Annotated in this window: 14 protein-coding genes; 13 read left to right on the top strand and 1 reads right to left on the bottom strand. The window is 47.7% G+C overall.

Features of this window, described 5'->3' with window-relative positions; genetic code table 11:
• Positions 1-74: 74 nt before the first annotated feature.
• The gene (locus AS034_RS22400) at positions 75-557 is read right to left on the bottom strand and encodes a YgaP family membrane protein (protein ID WP_082641707.1); all 483 of its coding nucleotides are present in this window, start codon (positions 555-557) and stop codon (positions 75-77) included.
• 214 nt (positions 558-771) lie between these two features.
• Here AS034_RS22400 and AS034_RS15085 point away from each other — a divergent pair, with 214 nt between their 5' ends.
• From AS034_RS15085 to AS034_RS15025, 13 genes are all read left to right on the top strand, one after another.
• A complete protein-coding gene (locus AS034_RS15085; RefSeq protein ID WP_058299114.1) occupies positions 772-2,511 on the top strand; it encodes an adenine deaminase C-terminal domain-containing protein in 1,740 nt (579 codons plus the stop codon).
• A gap of 42 nt (positions 2,512-2,553) precedes the next feature.
• On the top strand, positions 2,554-3,588 hold the full coding sequence (locus AS034_RS15080; RefSeq protein WP_058299113.1) for a DUF3048 domain-containing protein: 1,035 nt from the start codon (positions 2,554-2,556) through the stop codon (positions 3,586-3,588).
• 21 nt (positions 3,589-3,609) lie between these two features.
• A complete protein-coding gene (locus AS034_RS15075) occupies positions 3,610-3,912 on the top strand; it encodes a YerC/YecD family TrpR-related protein (protein WP_032085452.1) in 303 nt (100 codons plus the stop codon).
• A gap of 595 nt (positions 3,913-4,507) precedes the next feature.
• Positions 4,508-5,194 (top strand): heptaprenylglyceryl phosphate synthase, encoded by a 687-nt coding sequence (gene pcrB, locus AS034_RS15070; protein WP_058299112.1) that lies wholly within the window; start codon positions 4,508-4,510, stop codon positions 5,192-5,194.
• 83 nt (positions 5,195-5,277) lie between these two features.
• On the top strand, positions 5,278-7,515 hold the full coding sequence (gene pcrA / locus AS034_RS15065; RefSeq protein WP_032085454.1) for a DNA helicase PcrA: 2,238 nt from the start codon (positions 5,278-5,280) through the stop codon (positions 7,513-7,515).
• A gap of 346 nt (positions 7,516-7,861) precedes the next feature.
• Positions 7,862-9,868, top strand: a complete 2,007-nt coding sequence (gene ligA, locus AS034_RS15060) for an NAD-dependent DNA ligase LigA (protein ID WP_058299111.1) — start codon at positions 7,862-7,864, stop codon at positions 9,866-9,868.
• Between the two features lie 15 nt (positions 9,869-9,883).
• Positions 9,884-11,038, top strand: a complete 1,155-nt coding sequence (locus tag AS034_RS15055) for a CamS family sex pheromone protein (protein WP_032085456.1) — start codon at positions 9,884-9,886, stop codon at positions 11,036-11,038.
• A 298-nt stretch (positions 11,039-11,336) separates the two neighbouring features.
• Entirely contained in the window at positions 11,337-11,603 is a 267-nt protein-coding gene (locus AS034_RS15050) for a DUF3949 domain-containing protein (protein WP_052011227.1), read from the top strand.
• A 309-nt stretch (positions 11,604-11,912) separates the two neighbouring features.
• Positions 11,913-13,196 carry an isocitrate lyase gene (gene aceA / locus AS034_RS15045; protein WP_244888169.1) on the top strand — a complete coding sequence of 428 codons (1,284 nt, stop codon included), beginning with the start codon at positions 11,913-11,915 and terminating at the stop codon, positions 13,194-13,196.
• A 351-nt stretch (positions 13,197-13,547) separates the two neighbouring features.
• Positions 13,548-14,582 carry an N-acetyl-gamma-glutamyl-phosphate reductase gene (argC, locus tag AS034_RS15040; RefSeq protein WP_058299110.1) on the top strand — a complete coding sequence of 345 codons (1,035 nt, stop codon included), beginning with the start codon at positions 13,548-13,550 and terminating at the stop codon, positions 14,580-14,582.
• Positions 14,583-14,765: 183 nt separating this feature from the next.
• Positions 14,766-15,998 (top strand): bifunctional ornithine acetyltransferase/N-acetylglutamate synthase, encoded by a 1,233-nt coding sequence (gene argJ, locus AS034_RS15035; protein ID WP_058299109.1) that lies wholly within the window; start codon positions 14,766-14,768, stop codon positions 15,996-15,998.
• Entirely contained in the window at positions 15,961-16,767 is an 807-nt protein-coding gene (gene argB / locus AS034_RS15030; RefSeq protein ID WP_141687729.1) for an acetylglutamate kinase, read from the top strand. Before argJ ends, argB begins: the two co-directional genes overlap by 38 nt.
• Positions 16,764-17,924: an acetylornithine transaminase gene (locus AS034_RS15025; RefSeq protein ID WP_058299107.1), complete on the top strand. Its 1,161-nt coding sequence runs from the start codon at positions 16,764-16,766 to the stop codon at positions 17,922-17,924. The genes argB and AS034_RS15025 overlap by 4 nt, the downstream gene beginning before the upstream one ends.
• Positions 17,925-17,938: the final 14 nt, after the last annotated feature.

Below are 17,938 nucleotides of genomic sequence, written 5' to 3'. Positions count from 1 at the left end.
CTTTAATGAAAATTTAATACGTTAATGTGACGAGGGACGGGCCTTTACCGGGATAAAGGCCCGTCCCTCTTTGATTAGATTTGAGTGAAGCCTTGGTTATCGAAGTTGTCCGTTTTATCGGATGATTTACCGAGTCCGCCGTTCAGCGCGTCCTGGACTTCTTTATTGGTCAGGTCCTCGGGGTTGAAATCGGCATCTTTCTTTGACATGTTCGGCTCGTGTTTTTGAACCTCACTTCCGCTGAAATTCTGATTCCCGTTATTCTTTTTGTCAGATTTCAGCATATCTTTAACATTGAACATGTCCATCGCTTTACTTCCCATTCCTTTGGACTTGTTCTCACTGCCGCTTTCGCCCCTCTTTTCAAAAAGGTCGGTGACAGGGCAGTAGCGCAGGATTCCTTCGCCCACTTTCATGGCTCCGACCATGGCTAATACGAGATAAGAGTCTCTCCAGGGGCGCTTGACGAGCTTGGCTGTTGTCCATGTCAGAATCGTTAGCCCAAGCGTGATTCGGATCAATGCATTGATAATCCCGATATTTGATGATACTTTCATTTGTAAACTCCTCCTTGATTTGAAAATTCACATAATTGTTGTAAACCTTTAATGCGTTAAAATACAAAATATGTTAACATAAATGAAAGCCCTTTCTTTTTGGGCGAAAGGAGCTATGTGAAGGTTTTATCAACCTTTCAGCCAGCATACATGTTAAAGAAATGAGATAAATAAAACAGACATTCAATACCATTCCACCAGAGGAGTGTTCGCCTTGGAACAGCGCTACAGATGGAAGAATAAACAACTGCGGGAACACGTACAGGTTCTCGACGGGGAGCGATCTCCGACTATCCTTTTGAAAAATGCAACATACCTGCACTCCACATTGAAGAAATGGGTGCAGGGACATATATGGGTGTACGAAGACCGCATCGTCTATACCGGTGACAGACTCCCGGACCAGCTGGGGGAATGTGAAGTCGTGGATTGTGATTCACAATACCTGGTGCCCGGATATATAGAACCGCATGTACATCCGTTTCAGCTTTATAATCCCCAATCTTTTTCCAAGTATGCATCCCAAACAGGTACAACTGCATTTGTAAATGATAACCTCATGATGTTTTTACAGTTGGAAAAAAAGAAAGCGTTTTCTTTATTGAAGGAATTCAATAAGCTGCCGTACTCGATGTACTGGTGGACACGCTTTGATTCCCAGACCGAAATGGCCGATGAAGCCACAACCTTTTCAAACGGAGAGGTAAAATCATGGCTTGAGCATGATTCGGTCGTCCAGGGCGGGGAGCTGACTGCGTGGCCGCGCCTTTTGGAAGGGGACGATCTGCTTCTTCACTGGATGCAGGAAGCCAAGAGGATGGGGAAAATCGTCGAGGGACATCTTCCCGGTTCTTCTGACAAAACGATCGCCAAGCTCAAGCTTCTCGGAATCGACGGCGACCACGAAGCGATGACAGGGGAAGACGTCTACAAAAGATTGATCCAGGGTTTGACGGTGACGCTCCGTCACTCATCGATACGCCCGGATCTCCCGGTTCTGCTCGACGGCCTCAAGGAAAAGGGAATCGAAAATTTCGATTCCATCCTTCTTACAACAGACGGGTCGACACCGGCTTTTCATGAAGAGGGAGTCTTGAACGTATTGCTTAAAATGATCATCGATAAGGGGATTTCCCCGATTGAAGCTTACAACATGGCAAGTTATAATGCGGCCAACTACTATAATCTGACACACCTGCATGGAATGATTGCGACAGGCAGGGTTGCCAATATCAACTTCCTCAGCAGAAAAGAGGATCCTACACCTGTTTCTGTCCTGTCAAAAGGGAAATGGGTGCTGAAAGATACGATGCCGGTCGAACATGATCAGGAGATTCCATGGGAGGAACATGGCTTCACCCCTCTCTCACTGGACTGGGATGTAACTTATGATGATCTTCAGTTCTCCATGCCATTTGGCATTGAAATGGTAAACGATGTGATCACCAAGCCGTATTCGATCAATATCAATCCGTCGACAGATGAACTGGCTCCGGATCATGACCAGTCTTTCCTGATGCTCCTAGACCGAAAAGGGAAGTGGAGGATCAGCACCATGCTGAAAGGATTCTCCAACGGGGTGAAGGGATTTGCGTCTTCCTACTCCAATACGGGGGATATCATCCTGATCGGGAAAAGCAAACCGGATATGATCGCAGCTTTCAACCGGATGAAAGAAATAGGAGGAGGGATCGTCCTGACGGAAAACGGAGAAGTGCTTCACGAAATCCCGCTTCCGCTCAGCGGCCTTCTTTCCAAAAAAGAGATACCGGAGCTGATTGAAGAAGAGAAAATCATGAAGACGCTGCTCTCAGAACGGGGCTATAAATTTGCCGATCCGATTTACACGCTGCTCTTTTTGCAGTCGACACATTTGCCTTATATACGGGTGACGCAAAAAGGAATCTATGATGTAATGAAGAAAACGGTACTCTTTCCAACGATAATGCGTTAAAATATGAAAGTATAGAGACAACATTAGGGGTGTTACAATTTTATGCTGAAAAAGCCACTTATTATCTTGTTAAGTGCTCTGACCCTTGCAGCATGCAGTTCAGATAAAGAAGCAGGAAAGAAACCTGCAAAAGAAGAAGCTGCGCCCGTGGCGAATGAAGACGTCGAGAACGTGATGAAATTTCAGTCACCGCTTACCGGTGAAGAAATGAAGGAAGAATCGACCGATCGCGCGGTCGCTGTCATGGTGAATAATCATCCGAAAGCAAGGCCGCAATCCGGCCTTTCCAAAGCGGATATTGTGTATGAAGTATTGGCAGAAGGGGATGTGACTAGATTCCTTGCCATCTTTCAAAGCAGGCAGCCCGATAAGGTCGGGCCGGTGCGGAGCGCAAGGGACTATTATATCGACCTTGCAAAGGGGTACGATAGCCTATATATTGCCCATGGCTACAGTCCAGACGCAAAAGCGATGCTTGAAAGCGGTGAAATCGATCACTTGAACGGCATCAGGTACGATGGGACGCTATTCAAGCGGGCAGATTTCCGGAAGGCGCCTCATAATTCGTATATTTCTTTTGAAAATATTCAAAAAGGGGCAAATGAAAACGGCTTTTCAATGGAGAATCCCCCTGAGCCGCTGCGTTTTGCTTCAAAAGATGCAGCAGTGGATGGAAAAGAAGCGGAATCGGTCATGATTTCCTATTTTAATAATCCGCTGTTTGATGTCGTCTATGAATACAATAGGGACGAAGGCAAATATGAACGATATTCCAACGGGGAACAGACGGTTGACTACGAAACCGAAGATCCGGTCCTGCTTGAGAATATCCTGATTGCCGAAGCACCGCATAAGATCATTGACAGTGCAGGCAGAAGGGATATCGACCTGGAATCCGGCGGAAACGCCTACCTCTTGCAGGATGGAAAACTTCGTGAGGTCAAATGGGAAAACACGGACGGCAGGATTCTCCCATATGAAGACGGAAAGCAGGTTCCGCTCAGAAAAGGTGCAACCTGGATCAATATCATCCCGGACTCTCCAGGCTTGTCAGGATCTGTATCGTATCAACAATAGAGAAGGAAAAGGAGATTATATATGCAAATAAACAAACTTAGAGGGAAAGAACTGGACCAGCTTTTTAACGCGATTCTTTCCCTGCAGGATATGGAAGAATGCTATCGATTCTTTGATGATTTGTGCACGATCAATGAAATTCAATCCCTTGCGCAAAGACTTGAAGTGGCCCGCATGCTTCAAGAAGGCAAGACGTATCATAAGATTGAAACCGAGACGGGAGCAAGCACAGCCACCATCTCCCGGGTGAAGCGCTGCCTGAACTACGGCAACGACGCGTATCAGCTTGTGCTCGACCGCGTGCATGAAAAAGCAGAAGAATAGTAGAGGAACCGTTATCTTAATTGGATAGCGGTTTTTTTGTTTTTTGGTTGGCAGAGGGGCTGTATTTGGTGATGCTTGTGCGATTGGAGAGGGAGGCGGCTTTGGGGCTGTCCTTTGGTTGAGGAGGGGGTTTTTTGGGTATATGGCTCATTCTTTGCTAAGTTTGAAGGTGGGGATGGGCTGTTTTAATGAATTTTATGTAATTTGGTGAGGAAGTGGTTCGGATTTACATAAACAGTCCGTCAACTAGGTAATCATTGCCTGCCTGAGTGTATTTATGATCCATTCCGGAAACTTATGTTCCATTCTGGGAAAATATGATCCATTTCAGAGATTTATGATCCATTTTCCAAACTTATGATTTTACAAGAATCATTCTAATTAAGCAGCACACCCTGCGTATGCCGCACACCATTCGTAAGCCGCTCCACCCCCACGCCTGCACCACTTGCCCCGTTACAACCCAGCAAACACAAAAATGCCTCCAGCGGGGAACACGTCCCAATTTCATTTTTTAACAAAAGACGAGGTAATGCGACTCCCTTCTGCACATGATATAATACGTTAGATGGATGTATGAATGGAGGAACAATCGATGTATGATGTTCAAAAGTGGAGACATGCGTTTAAGCTGGATCCCGATAAACATATAGATGATGATGAGCTGGAGGCTGTATGCGAGTCAGGAACGGATGCCATCATTGTAGGGGGAACGGACGGTGTAACTCTCGAGAATGTCCTCGATTTGATGGCGCGGGTGCGCCGCTATACAGTGCCGTGTATCCTGGAGGTTTCCAATTTGGAGTCGATCACCCCGGGATTTGATTTGTATTTTATCCCGATGGTGATGAACAGCCCGAATGTTGACTGGGTCACCGGCCTTCATCATCAGGCGGTGAAGGAATACGGGGAGATCATGAACTGGGATGAAATCCTTGTTGAAGGGTATTGTATCTTGAACAGTGACTGCAAAGCAGCAAAGGTGACGGAAGCCAATACGGAACTCTCAGGCGAGGATGCCGCTGCGTATGCGATGATGGCGGAAAAGATGTTCAACCTGCCGATTTTCTATCTGGAGTACAGCGGTACATACGGTGATATTGATATTGTAAGAGAAGTAAAAGATTCACTTGAAAATACGACACTTTTCTATGGCGGCGGCATCAAGACCACTGAACAGGCCCGGGAAATGGCTGGGGTATCAGACGTGGTCGTCGTTGGAAATATTGTATATGAAGATTTAAAGGCGGCTTTAAAAACAGTTAAGGCTGTAAAAGGATAGATTCGTGCTGGAGGTTCAGCCCTCCTTAAGATATAATGGAAGACAAATACAGAACAAATGTTCGTTATGGTGGTGAGAATGTTATGCAATTTTTGACTGATCGGTTATTGAACGGAATGAATCCGCAGCAGGCGGAAGCGGTGAAGGCGACAGAGGGTCCCTTATTGATCATGGCAGGTGCGGGGTCAGGTAAGACAAGAGTGCTGACGCACAGGATTGCGTATCTAATGGTGGAAAAAGGAGTGAATCCTTACAACATACTGGCGATCACGTTTACGAATAAAGCAGCCAGGGAGATGAAGGATCGTATCAATAATATCCTGGGCGGAGCATCCGAGAACATCTGGATTTCAACATTCCACAGTATGTGTGTGCGGATTTTGCGCCGGGACATCGACCGCATCGGGATGAACAGGAATTTCACGATACTGGATTCGACGGATCAGCAGTCCGTGATCAAATCCATCCTGAAAGATAAAAATATCGATCCGAAGAAATTCGATGCCCGTTCCATCCTCGGGTCCATCAGTTCCGCGAAGAATGAACTGATCACTCCGGAAGAGTTCTCCAAAACAGCTGGAGGCTACTATGACCAGGTGGTATCGGATGTTTACACAGAATATCAGAAGCGTCTCCGCAAGAATCAGGCACTCGACTTCGATGACCTGATCATGACGACGATCCACTTGTTCCAAAGGGTTCCGGAAGTGCTGGAATTCTATCAGCGTAAATTCCAGTACATCCACGTGGATGAGTATCAGGATACGAACAAGGCGCAATATATGCTCGTGAAATTAATGGCTTCACGCTTTCAGAATCTGTGCGTCGTAGGGGATTCGGATCAATCGATCTACCGCTGGCGAGGAGCGGATATTGCCAATATCCTCTCGTTTGAAAAGGATTATCCGCGCGCGAACGTCATTTTACTTGAACAGAATTATCGGTCCACCAAGCGTATCCTGCAGGCGGCAAATGAAGTAATCCAGAAGAATTCGAACCGTAAGCCGAAGAATCTCTGGACGGAGAATCACGACGGAGAAAAGATTTCTTATTACAGGGCGGATTCCGAGCAGACAGAAGCGCAGTTCGTTACAGGAAAGATCAAGGAGATGGTGGATAGCGGAAAACGTAAATACTCTGACTTTGCCATCCTGTATCGTACAAATGCCCAGTCGCGTGTTATGGAGGAAGTCCTGCTCAAATCGAATATTGAATACAGCATTGTGGGCGGCATCAAGTTCTACGACAGAAAAGAGATCAAGGATATCCTGGCTTATCTTCGTTTGATTGCCAATCCTGATGATGATATCAGCCTTCAGCGTGTAATCAATGTACCAAAACGCGGAGTCGGGGCGACCTCAGTCGATAAGATCGCACGTTACGCAGCGGATCATGACATTTCGATGTTTTCTGCGCTTGAGGAAGCTGATTTTATCGGGTTGAGCCCGAAGATCACAAAAGCTGTGATTGAATTTAAAGAAATGGTCAAAGGCTATACTGGAATGCAGGAGTACTTATCGGTAACAGAGCTTGTAGAAGAAATCCTTGAGAAATCAGGCTACACCGATATGCTGAAAGCGGAAAAATCGATTGAATCCCAGAGCAGACTGGAAAACCTGGACGAGTTCCTGTCCGTTACAAAAAGCTTCGAACAGTCTAACGACGATAAGAGCCTTGTGGCGTTCTTGACAGACCTTGCCCTCGTTGCCGACATCGATAAGTTGGATGAAGATGATCAGCCGAAGGATTCAGTCATCCTGATGACCCTTCATGCTGCGAAAGGGCTTGAATTCCCTGTAGTATTCCTAATGGGAATGGAGGAAGGTGTATTCCCTCACAGCCGTTCCCTCATGGAAGAAGACGAAATGGAGGAAGAGCGGAGGCTTGCCTATGTTGGGATCACTCGTGCAGAAGAAGAGCTTTATATGACAAATGCACAGATGAGGACCCTGTTCGGGCAGACGAAAATGAATCCTGTATCGAGGTTCATCAGTGAAATCCCGGCAGACCTGCTGGATGACGTCATGGCCGAAAGCAAGAGTAAAGGCCCGTTCTCGTCACCGTTTGGCAGAACGGCAGGAGGATCTCCGTCCCGTCCTGCACCAAGGAAGCCAGTCACACGACCGGTTGTACAGAAGACAACCGGCGGAGAAGCAGTCTCCTGGCAGGTAGGCGACAAGGCGTCCCACAAAAAATGGGGCACAGGCACCGTCGTAAGCGTAAAAGGCTCAGGCGACAGCGTCGAACTCGACATCGCTTTCCCAAGCCCGACAGGCATCAAACGCCTTCTGGCCAAATTTGCCCCTATCCAAAAAGCATGATCGGCGGGTTTAGTTTTTGTGATAATGAGGTTGAGGAAATTACGAGCTTTGGATAATAGGTGAAGATGAAGATTTGAGGAAAATCCAGCTGTTGATTGGAGGGGCAAGACGAAGACTCCTGCGGGAAAAGCGAGACAGGTGAGACCCCGCAGAAGCGCAGCGACGAGGAGGCTCACCGGCCGCCCGCGGAAAGCGAAGTCTTGCACCGGAAATCAACAGCGGCATTTAGTTGCAGTAGAATTAAACAAACGTTTGATCAACATCCAAAAACATCGTTAAATCAACGTTCATGAAGTTAAACGCTTGTTCAATAAGCGTGAAAGATTAGCATGAAAGGGTTGTTAGAATGGACCGACAATCGGCTGAAAAACGCGTGCACGAACTGCACGAACTTTTAAATCAATACAATTACGAATACCATGTCCTCGATAAACCATCGGTGCCCGATTCCGAATATGACCAGCTGCTGAGGGAACTGATCGAACTCGAGGATCAGTTCCCTGAATTGAGAACGGCAGATTCCCCTTCCCAAAGGGTCGGGGGGACGATTCTCGATGCATTTGAGAAAGTGGAACACCGCAGTCAGATGCTCAGTCTGGGGAATGCCTTCAATGAACAGGATCTCCGTGATTTCGACCGCCGCGTACGCCAGGCTGTCGGGGATGATTTCTCGTATGTATGTGAACTCAAGATCGACGGCCTGGCCGTGTCCCTCCGTTATGAAAACGGGGCATTCGTGCAGGGTGCGACACGCGGGGACGGATCGATAGGGGAGGATATCACAGCCAACCTGAAGACGATCCGTTCAATTCCATTGAAAATCAAGGAACCCCTTTCGTTTGAAGTACGCGGTGAAGCTTTCATGCCGAAGCGGTCTTTCGAAGCGTTGAATAAAGTGAAAGAGGAAAAGGGAGAAGAACCCTTTGCGAATCCGCGGAATGCAGCGGCGGGATCACTGCGTCAGCTAGACCCCAAAATTGCTGCATCCCGAAATCTGGATATTTTCCTGTATGCCCTGGCAGACATCGGGGATACAGGTATAGACTCTCACAGCGAAGGTCTCAACCGGCTGGACCACCTCGGGTTCAAAACGAATCCGGAACGAAAGCGCTGTGCAGATATAGAGGAAGTCCTTCAGTATGTGGAGAGCTGGACTGAAAGACGTCCGGATCTTTCATATGACATCGACGGCATCGTCATTAAGGTTGATTCATTGGACCAGCAGAAAGCCCTCGGCACGACGGCGAAAAGTCCGCGCTGGGCAATCGCGTTTAAATTCCCGGCTGAAGAAGTGGTCACGATTTTAAAACACATCGAACTGAGTGTCGGACGGACCGGCGTGGTTACACCGACTGCCATCCTCGATCCGGTGAGGGTTGCAGGTACAACCGTTCAGCGGGCGTCCCTGCATAACGAAGATCTCATCAGGGAAAAGGATATCAAAATCGGGGATCATGTTGTCATTAAGAAAGCAGGGGACATCATCCCTGAGGTTGTGAACGTGCTGGAGGACCAGAGAACAGGTGAAGAGAAGGAATTCAGCATGCCGACGCATTGTCCGGAATGTGAAAGCGAGCTTGTCAGGCTGGAAGGGGAAGTGGCGCTTCGCTGCATTAATCCGAAGTGTCCTGCCCAGATCCGTGAAGGGTTGATCCATTTTGTTTCCAGAAATGCGATGAATATCGACGGACTTGGTGAGAAAGTCATCAGTCAGCTGTTCCGTGAGCAGTTAATCGTGGATGTGGCCGATCTGTACAAATTGGAACGGGATCAGCTCCTTCAGCTTGAGAGGATGGGTGAGAAGTCCGTCGATAACCTCCTTCAGGCGATTGAAGCTTCAAAATCGAATTCCCTCGAGAAACTGCTTTTCGGACTCGGGATCCGACATGTAGGGGCCAAAGCGGCCAAGACCCTTGCCCAAGAGTTCGATTCAATGGACAAGCTGATGTCAGTTTCTAAGGAAGAGCTGACGAATATCAACGAAATCGGTGAGAAAATGGGCGATGCGATCGTCGCGTATTTTGAAAACGATGAAGTGAAAGAGCTGGTCGAAGAGCTGAAGGAAGCCGGGGTCAACATGGTATATAAAGGTCCAAAGCCAGTTTCGGCAAGTGAAGCTGATTCTTACTTTGCAGGGAAAACCATTGTATTGACAGGGAAAATAGAACAACTGAGCCGGAATGAAGCAAAAGAGAAAATTGAAATGCTCGGAGGTAAAGTGACAGGAAGCGTGAGCAAGAAGACGGACCTTGTCATTGCCGGTGAAGATGCAGGATCGAAACTTAAAAAGGCGAATGAGCTTGATATAGAAGTTTGGGATGAGGACAAGCTGATGGAAGAACTTAACCGATAAGAGGTGTAGGACGTAATGAAAAAAAGGCTATCGGCCGTATTAGCCGCCCTGTTGATACTCGGCGGCTGTGCGCCGACGTTTGAAAAACAGGATCAAGTCGTTCAGGAGAATCAGGACAGTGAATCGAAAAAGGCGATCATTCCTAACTTTCAAATTTCAAACGATTATTATAAGACGATGCTCCCCTACGACACAAGTAAGGCGCGCGGTGTAGTCGTCAATGATCTGGGTTCCCGATATGATATTAATGAGATTGAAAATGGATTGCTGCGCGTCGCCCAGAACCGTTTTTCAACCGATCAATATTTCTTCAAAGAGGGACAGTTCCTGACAAAGAAAATGGTCGACAGCTGGCTTCAGCGTAAGTTCACGAGTGAACAGCTTGCCGACAAAGGGCTGAAAGAAAGCGAGAACCTGGGATTGAATCCTGTGCAGGCCAAAGGGGAAGACGCGCCGATTTATCTCGCGCATATCGTGGAGCATAATTATTTGGTGAAAAAGAAAGATGACAACAAAGTCAGGCTCGGCGGTGTGGTCATCGCCCTCTCGTTGAATTCGGTCAATTATGAAACCAATCTCTCAAACGGAACGAGGATGGTCAAGAACATCAGCAATGACGTTCTGAAGGAACAAGGGGCGAAGATGGCCGGCGAGGTAATGAAAAGGATGAGGCAGAAAGATGAGCTTAAAAATGTGCCCATCATGATCGCTTTATATAAACAAGCTCCTAAGCAGCAGGTTGTTCCGGGTCAATTCTTTGCCTATGCAACTGTGGAGCCCGGGACCGATACCATTCAGAACTGGGAAGGGATCGATGAAGATTATTATATTTTCCCTTCACCGGTTGCAGCCGAAGATCACCCGGAAGATAATAAGATTTTTCAGGATTTGAAGAAGGAAATCGAAGGCTACTTCCCTGTGTTCACCGGCGTAACGGGAGAAGCGCTGTATCAAGGCGGGAAGCTCACAGACATGAATATGGAAGTGGCGCTGACCTATAATGGCAAAGCGGAAACAATCGGGTTTGCACGCCATCTGTCCAGTTTGATCGGCAAGAACACTCCAGAAAGCTGGAACGTGGAACTGCTTATCAACTCTTCATACGGCCCAGAGGCGCTCGTCGTGAAGAAAAAAGGGAGCAAGGAAACGTATCTTCATATTTACGAATAATCGAAATACCGGTCCTGTCATTGGCAAGGCCGGTTTTATTTATGTGGGCTTCCGTTTTTCAATAAGGCTCTTTTCGCATATTTTGTTGCTTTGCACACCAGAAAATACCGGAACTTGGGTATTTTCGGCTTGTTAGTCAGTCTGTTGTTTAAACTTGAGTTCGAAAAGAGCACGTCCACATGCACTATTCAGGCTGCAAGCCTATTTACGCAGAGCAACAATCTTTTAGAAAACAGCCTTCAATAAAAATGAAACCTGCTTATCAATCATACGTATGATAAATAAAGGAGGGATTTAATTGAATGACTTTTACTCCATCGGGTTATTGGTTGCATCTGCCCTGTTTGTCATTACGATTGTTATGATTCCCATTCAATACCGCTATATCAAGGCGATGGAAGAAGAGAAGGAAAAGCATAAACGCAAAGCGGGAGAGGTTTTTGATGAGATGCCTTTCGGAGAGGCATTTCTTCATCAGAATACACAAATCAATCCATTATTCCTGCCTGCAAACCTGATTGCCTATATCATTTACAGATTAAAACATAAGAAAAAGAGGGATTAGATGCTTCGTAATCCCGTTAAAATCAAGGCCGTTTCCATGGTCTTTTTTTTGTGCAAAATTTGTCGAACAAAAATACATAAAAAAAGGTTCCATCTGAAAACTACCTGTTATATAATACAAACATGTTAATTAATCTGTATTATAACAAAAAGAATACAGTTCCTACATCCATCATAGACATCACTCCAAGACATTCCCCACAACTCAGATGCGCCACACCTGCAGAATATCTGTATTCATCCGCTGACACTTACTTACGTTTTACCCATTATGTTTAAGATTCTAAAAAATGACAAGGGAGAGAGATCAATGACAAAGAACAGTATGAATGAACGAGCAATGACTTTACAGGAAAGCTGGGAAATGGATGAAAGATGGCGCGGTGTTTCCAGACCGTTTTCAGCAGAGGACGTCATCCGTTTGAGGGGATCCATCGATATTGAGCATACATTGGCTAAGCGGGGATCGGAGAAACTTTGGGATTTGCTTCATGAAGAAGACTATATCAATGCGCTCGGTGCCTTAACCGGAAATCAGGCCGTCCAGCAGGTAAGGGCAGGATTGAAGGCAATCTACCTAAGCGGCTGGCAGGTAGCGGCGGACGCCAATCTATCAGGACATATGTACCCTGATCAAAGCTTATATCCAGCGAACTCTGTACCATCCGTCGTGAAGCGCATCAACCAGGCCCTTCAGCGTGCGGACCAGGTTCATTATGTGGAAGGCGATGAAACGATTGACTGGTTTGTCCCGATTGTGGCGGACGCAGAAGCAGGATTCGGCGGACAGCTGAATGTGTTTGAATTGATGAAAGGAATGATCGAGTCCGGTGCATCGGCTGTTCACTTTGAAGATCAGCTTTCCTCGGAGAAGAAATGCGGACACCTTGGCGGGAAAGTGCTTCTTCCTACTCAAACGGCTGTTAAGAACTTGATCTCAGCCCGTCTGGCGGCTGATGTAATGGGAACGCCGACCCTGATCGTTGCCCGTACGGATGCCAACGCAGCGGACTTGATCACAAGTGACGTCGATTCATATGATGCGCCTTTTATCACCGGCGAACGCACACCAGAAGGGTTCTTCCGCACGAAGGCAGGACTCGATCAGGCAATCGCAAGGGGTCTTGCCTATGCACCGTACGCTGACCTTGTATGGTGTGAAACTTCCGAGCCGAACCTTGATGAAGCCCGTCAATTTGCGGAAGCGATCCATAAAGAGCATCCCGGTAAGCTGCTTGCTTATAACTGCTCGCCATCTTTCAACTGGAAGAAGAAGCTTGATGATGAAACGATCGCGAAATTCCAAGTCGAGCTGGGCAAGATGGGTTATAAGTTCCAATTTGTCACGCTTGCAGGCTTCCATGCATTGAACCACAGTATGTTCGAACTGGCAAGGGGATATAAGGACCGTGGAATGGCCGCATACTCCGAACTGCAGGAAGCGGAATTCGCCAGTGAGGTGCACGGCTATTCTGCAACAAGGCATCAGCGCGAAGTGGGAACCGGCTATTTTGATGAGGTATCCATGGTGATCTCAGGGGGTACTTCCTCCACGACGGCCCTGAAAGGATCGACCGAAGCAGAACAGTTTTAATTGCTGAAGGCTGTTTTCTGAAAGATTGTTGCTTTTCGTAAATTGACTAGCAGCCTGAATGTTGCTTGAGGACGTGCTCTTTTCGAATTCAAGTTTAAACCACAGGTGGCCAGACATCAGAAAATACCCAATTTCCGGTATTTTCTTGTGTGTAAAGCAACAAAGTATGCGAAAAGAGCTTTGCTGAAAAATGAACGCCCGTCCCTCGGTGCTTTAAAGCGCTGAGGTACGGGCTTTTTATTTAGGGAGAAAGAATGATGTTTAAATTTTAATAAATATACTATTGATTTTATTTTTATGCAGTCATATAATTAGACCTAATTTAAATCTACTGAGTGTGGTGATTGATTGATGAATGTTGGAATTGTCGGATCTACCGGATACGGAGGGGTGGAACTCCATCGCCTGCTGTCAAATCATCCTGCGGTTGTTGAGTGTATTTTATATTCATCGAGTTTAAAGGGAGACTCCTATGCCGGGCAGTATCCCCATCTGACCGGGCTGACAAATGGTCGGATCCGGGAGATTCAGATTGATGAAATGAAAGAGCTCGATGCAGTGTTCCTGGCGGTTCCCGCGGGGATTTCAAAAGAGATGACACCTAAGCTTCTGGACGGGAAAGCGAAAGTCATTGACCTTTCCGGAGACCTGAGGCTGCAGGATCCAAAGGAATATGAGGACTGGTACAAAGGCGGGGCTGCAGATCCCGCGGTCCTGAAAGAAGCGGTATACGGACTGACAGAATGCAATCAAGTGGCGATTAAAGAAGCTGATCTGATAGCAAACCCGGGCTGTTTCCCGACAGCTTCCCTTTTAGCTCTTGCTCCACTGATACAGAATAAGCTGATAAAGCCTGATTCCATCATCATCGACGCCAAGACCGGTCTTTCAGGGGCGGGAAGGAAACCCTCTTTATCCGGCCACTTTTCAGAAACCCAGGAAAATTTGCGGATATACAAGGTGCATGAACACCAGCACACCCCGGAAATCGAACAGCAGTTGAAGAGGTGGGACGCCGATACAGGACCGATCACCTTTTCGACGCACCTCATTCCAATGACCAGGGGCATCATGGCGACAGTCTATTGCGATCTTCAAAAGGAAAAAACAACCGGTGAACTCCATGAAGAATACCGCCGTTTTTACAGTGGCAGCCCGTTTGTACGGATACGGCCGATCGGCCAATATCCCGGTACGAAGGAAGTATTCGGGACCAACTTCTGTGATATTGCGATAAAAGCAGATTCAAGGACTGGGAGAGTCACCATCGTTTCCGTGATCGACAATCTGATAAAAGGCGCGGCAGGCCAGGCCGTGCAGAATATGAATCTTCTATTTGGCCTCGAAGAAACGGCAGGCCTTCACTATTATCCTATTTATCCATAGACTCTTTTCTCAAACTTTGTTGAGTTGCACAAAAAAATACCGGGACTTGGGTATTTTCTGTTTGTCCGTCCACCTGTTGTGTAAGCTTGAGATCAAAAAGAGCACGTCCACAAGCTATAAGTCTATTTACGAAAGGCAACGACCTTATAGAGAACAGCCTATCCATAAAAGGAGGAGAGAGTTGTGAGTGTCATTGAGAAAAAAACAGTGCAGAAGGTTGAAGGGGGAGGCATACTATCCCCCGCGGGCTTTAAGGCAGGAGGCATCCATATCGGACTTCGTTATGAGAAAAAGGATTTTGGCGTCATTTACAGTGAGAGACCTGCACAGAGCGCAGCGGTTTATACCCAAAGTCATTTCCAGGCGGCCCCGTTAAAAGTGACGCAGGAGAGCATCGCCTCCGCAGGCCTTCTTCAGGCAATTGTGTGCAACAGTGCGATCGCCAATGCGTGCACGGGTGAACAGGGACTGAAGGATGCCTATAAAACAAGGGAATTGATCGCAAAACGGTTCAGGCTTCCCGAGGAGTATGTTGCCGTTGCCTCAACCGGGGTGATCGGTGAGTGCCTCCCGATGGAAAAAATCGAACAAGGGTGCAGTCATATTGCGGTCCATAAAGATTACAACAGTGCCAAATCATTTCAGCAGGCGATCCTGACGACAGATCTCGTTGAAAAAGCGGCTTGTGTTGAAGTCACGGTAGACGGAAAAACCATCACGATCGGGGGTGCTGCCAAGGGTTCCGGCATGATCCATCCCAACATGGGGACGATGCTCGGATTCATCACGACGGATGCGAATATCTCAGCACCGGTCCTTCAAAGCGCCTTGAAGAAAGCGGTCAATACCACGTTCAATCAGATCACCGTAGACGGTGAGACGTCAACCAATGATATGGTCATCGTGATGGCGAATGGAACGGCAGATCATAAGCCGTTAAATGAAAATCATCCTGATTGGGAGAACTTCCAGGAAGGACTGACGCTTTTATGCGAAGACCTGGCAAAACAGATTGCCCGTGACGGGGAAGGTGCGACCAAACTAGTGGAAGTGTCGGTGAAAGGGGCACACTCGGACGGGGATGCCAAGGTCATTGCCAAGAAAATAGTCGGCTCGAATCTCGTCAAGACAGCCATTTACGGAGCAGACCCAAACTGGGGAAGGATTGTCGGGGCAATGGGACACAGCCCTGCCGTCCTCCAGCCTGATACATGTGATATTTACATTGGAGGGGAGCTTGTTTTCTCGGAAGGCACCCCGCAGGTCTTCAATGAACAGAGTGTCAGTGACTATATGAAAAATGAAGAACATGTAGAGATCAGCGTCTTTTTAAAGGACGGTGCCGGAGAAGGAAAAGCGTGGGGGTGTGATTTAACGTATGACTATGTCAAAATCAATGCCAGCTACCGGACGTGAGACACTTGTCATCAAACTTGGAGGGAGCATCCTTTACAGACTCTCCCCGCAATTTTTCATGAGCCTTGCTGACTTGATGAAAGAGTACAACGCGGTGATTGTCCACGGCGGCGGCCCGGAAATCACATATATGCTCAACAGGCTCAATATCGAAACGACCTTCATAAACGGACAGCGCAAAACGACGGCAAAGGTTCTCGAGGTTGCTGAAATGATGCTGAAAGGAAAAGTGAACGGTCATCTAACCGGTACATTGAACGGACACGGATTGAACGCGGTCGGGCTCTGCGGCTATGACGCCGATTTATTGACTGCTTCCCTGATTGACAGGGAGTCACTTGGATTGGTCGGTGATATTGAAGAAGTGAACACCGCGTTACTGACCGTATTGATTTCAGAAGGATATCTCCCTGTGATTGCGCCTCTTGCTCTTACGAAAGACGGAACGAAGGTAAATGTCAATGCCGACCTCGCTGCTGCTGCGATTGCGAAAGCGGCTGGAGCGGAGAAGCTTCTATACGTAACCGATGTACCCGGTATCCTTCATGAAGGAAAATTGATTCCGGACACAACCGCTGAAGAAATCGAGGGGCTGATTGCAGACGGTGTGATTTCGGGAGGGATGATCCCGAAGGTGAAATCGGCGCTTTCCGCATTGTCGCGCCATCTGAAAGAAGTGATGATCACAGGCGGACAGCAGGCAATTTTTAAAGACGGCAGCATACTTGGTACAAAAATCAAAGGTAAAGGAGGGGTCGCGGCTTCATGAGTCACTTATTCCCTGTATATAACCGTTTGGATGTTGAACTGGTTTCTGGTGAAGGAACAAGGGTGAAAGATGCTGACGGAAAGACATATCTGGACTTTATAGCGGGCATAGCGGTCTGCAATCTCGGCCACACCCCTGAAGCGGTAAAGAAGGCAGTAAAAGATCAGCTGGATAAACTGTGGCATGTGTCGAATCTGTTTCAGCTATCCGTTCAGGAACAGGCTGCCGGTCTTCTGGCGAAAGCAAGCGGGCTCGATGCAGTATTCTTCTGCAACAGCGGAGCGGAAGCGAATGAAGCGGCAATCAAACTGGCAAAAAAACATACTGGTAAAACAAAGATCCTCACCTTCAAACAATCCTTCCATGGCCGCACATTCGCGACGATGAGCGCAACAGGCCAGGAGAAGATCCACAGCGGATTCGGTCCGCTGCTGCCGGCTTTTGAGTACCTGCCTTATAACGACGTGGAAGCGCTCAGAGACGTTGGTGGTGACGATATTGCGGGGATCATGGTCGAAGTGATCCAGGGTGAAGGCGGAGTCCATCCGGGAACGGAAAAATTTCTGAAAGAAGTGGAGAATAAGTGCAGGGAGCTCGGTGCTCTTCTGATCATAGACGAAGTGCAGACAGGGATCGGGCGCACCGGAACGCCATTTGCTTTTCAGCATTACCGTCTGCAGCCTGATATTGTAACAGCAGCGAAGGGTCTCGGAAGCGGATTCCCGGTCGGGGCGATGATCGGAAGGGAAGAGCTCGTTTCAACTTTTTCACCCGGCACCCATGGATCCACCTTTGGAGGGAATCCCCTGGCGATGGCCGCAGTGAAAGCGACTTTGGAGACCATCATCGAGGAGTCATTTTTAAAAGAAGTGAAAGAAAAGTCTGAAGCATTTATCCAGTCCCTTAAACATAAACTTGAGTCATTGGCTCTGGTGAAAGAGGTGAGGGGGGAAGGCTTCATGATCGGCATCCAATTGGCGGAAGAAGCGAAGGGTCCGATCGGGCGCCTGCGGGAAAACGGACTGCTGACCCTTCCTGCAGGGCCGGATGTCATCCGTCTGCTTCCGCCTTTGAACGTCACCGAAGAGGAACTTCAGGAAGCACTCGCGATACTGGAACACTGCCTCAGTCAACAAACGGCGGAAGCGGCCAGGTAAAATTTTTTAATCAG

Origin of the sequence: [Bacillus] enclensis, from assembly GCF_001456935.1 — a bacterium.
GTDB lineage: Bacteria > Bacillota > Bacilli > Bacillales > Bacillaceae_B > Rossellomorea > Rossellomorea enclensis.
Note: the sequence above shows the minus strand (reverse complement) of the source record. Positions and strands in the feature narration are given on the sequence as shown.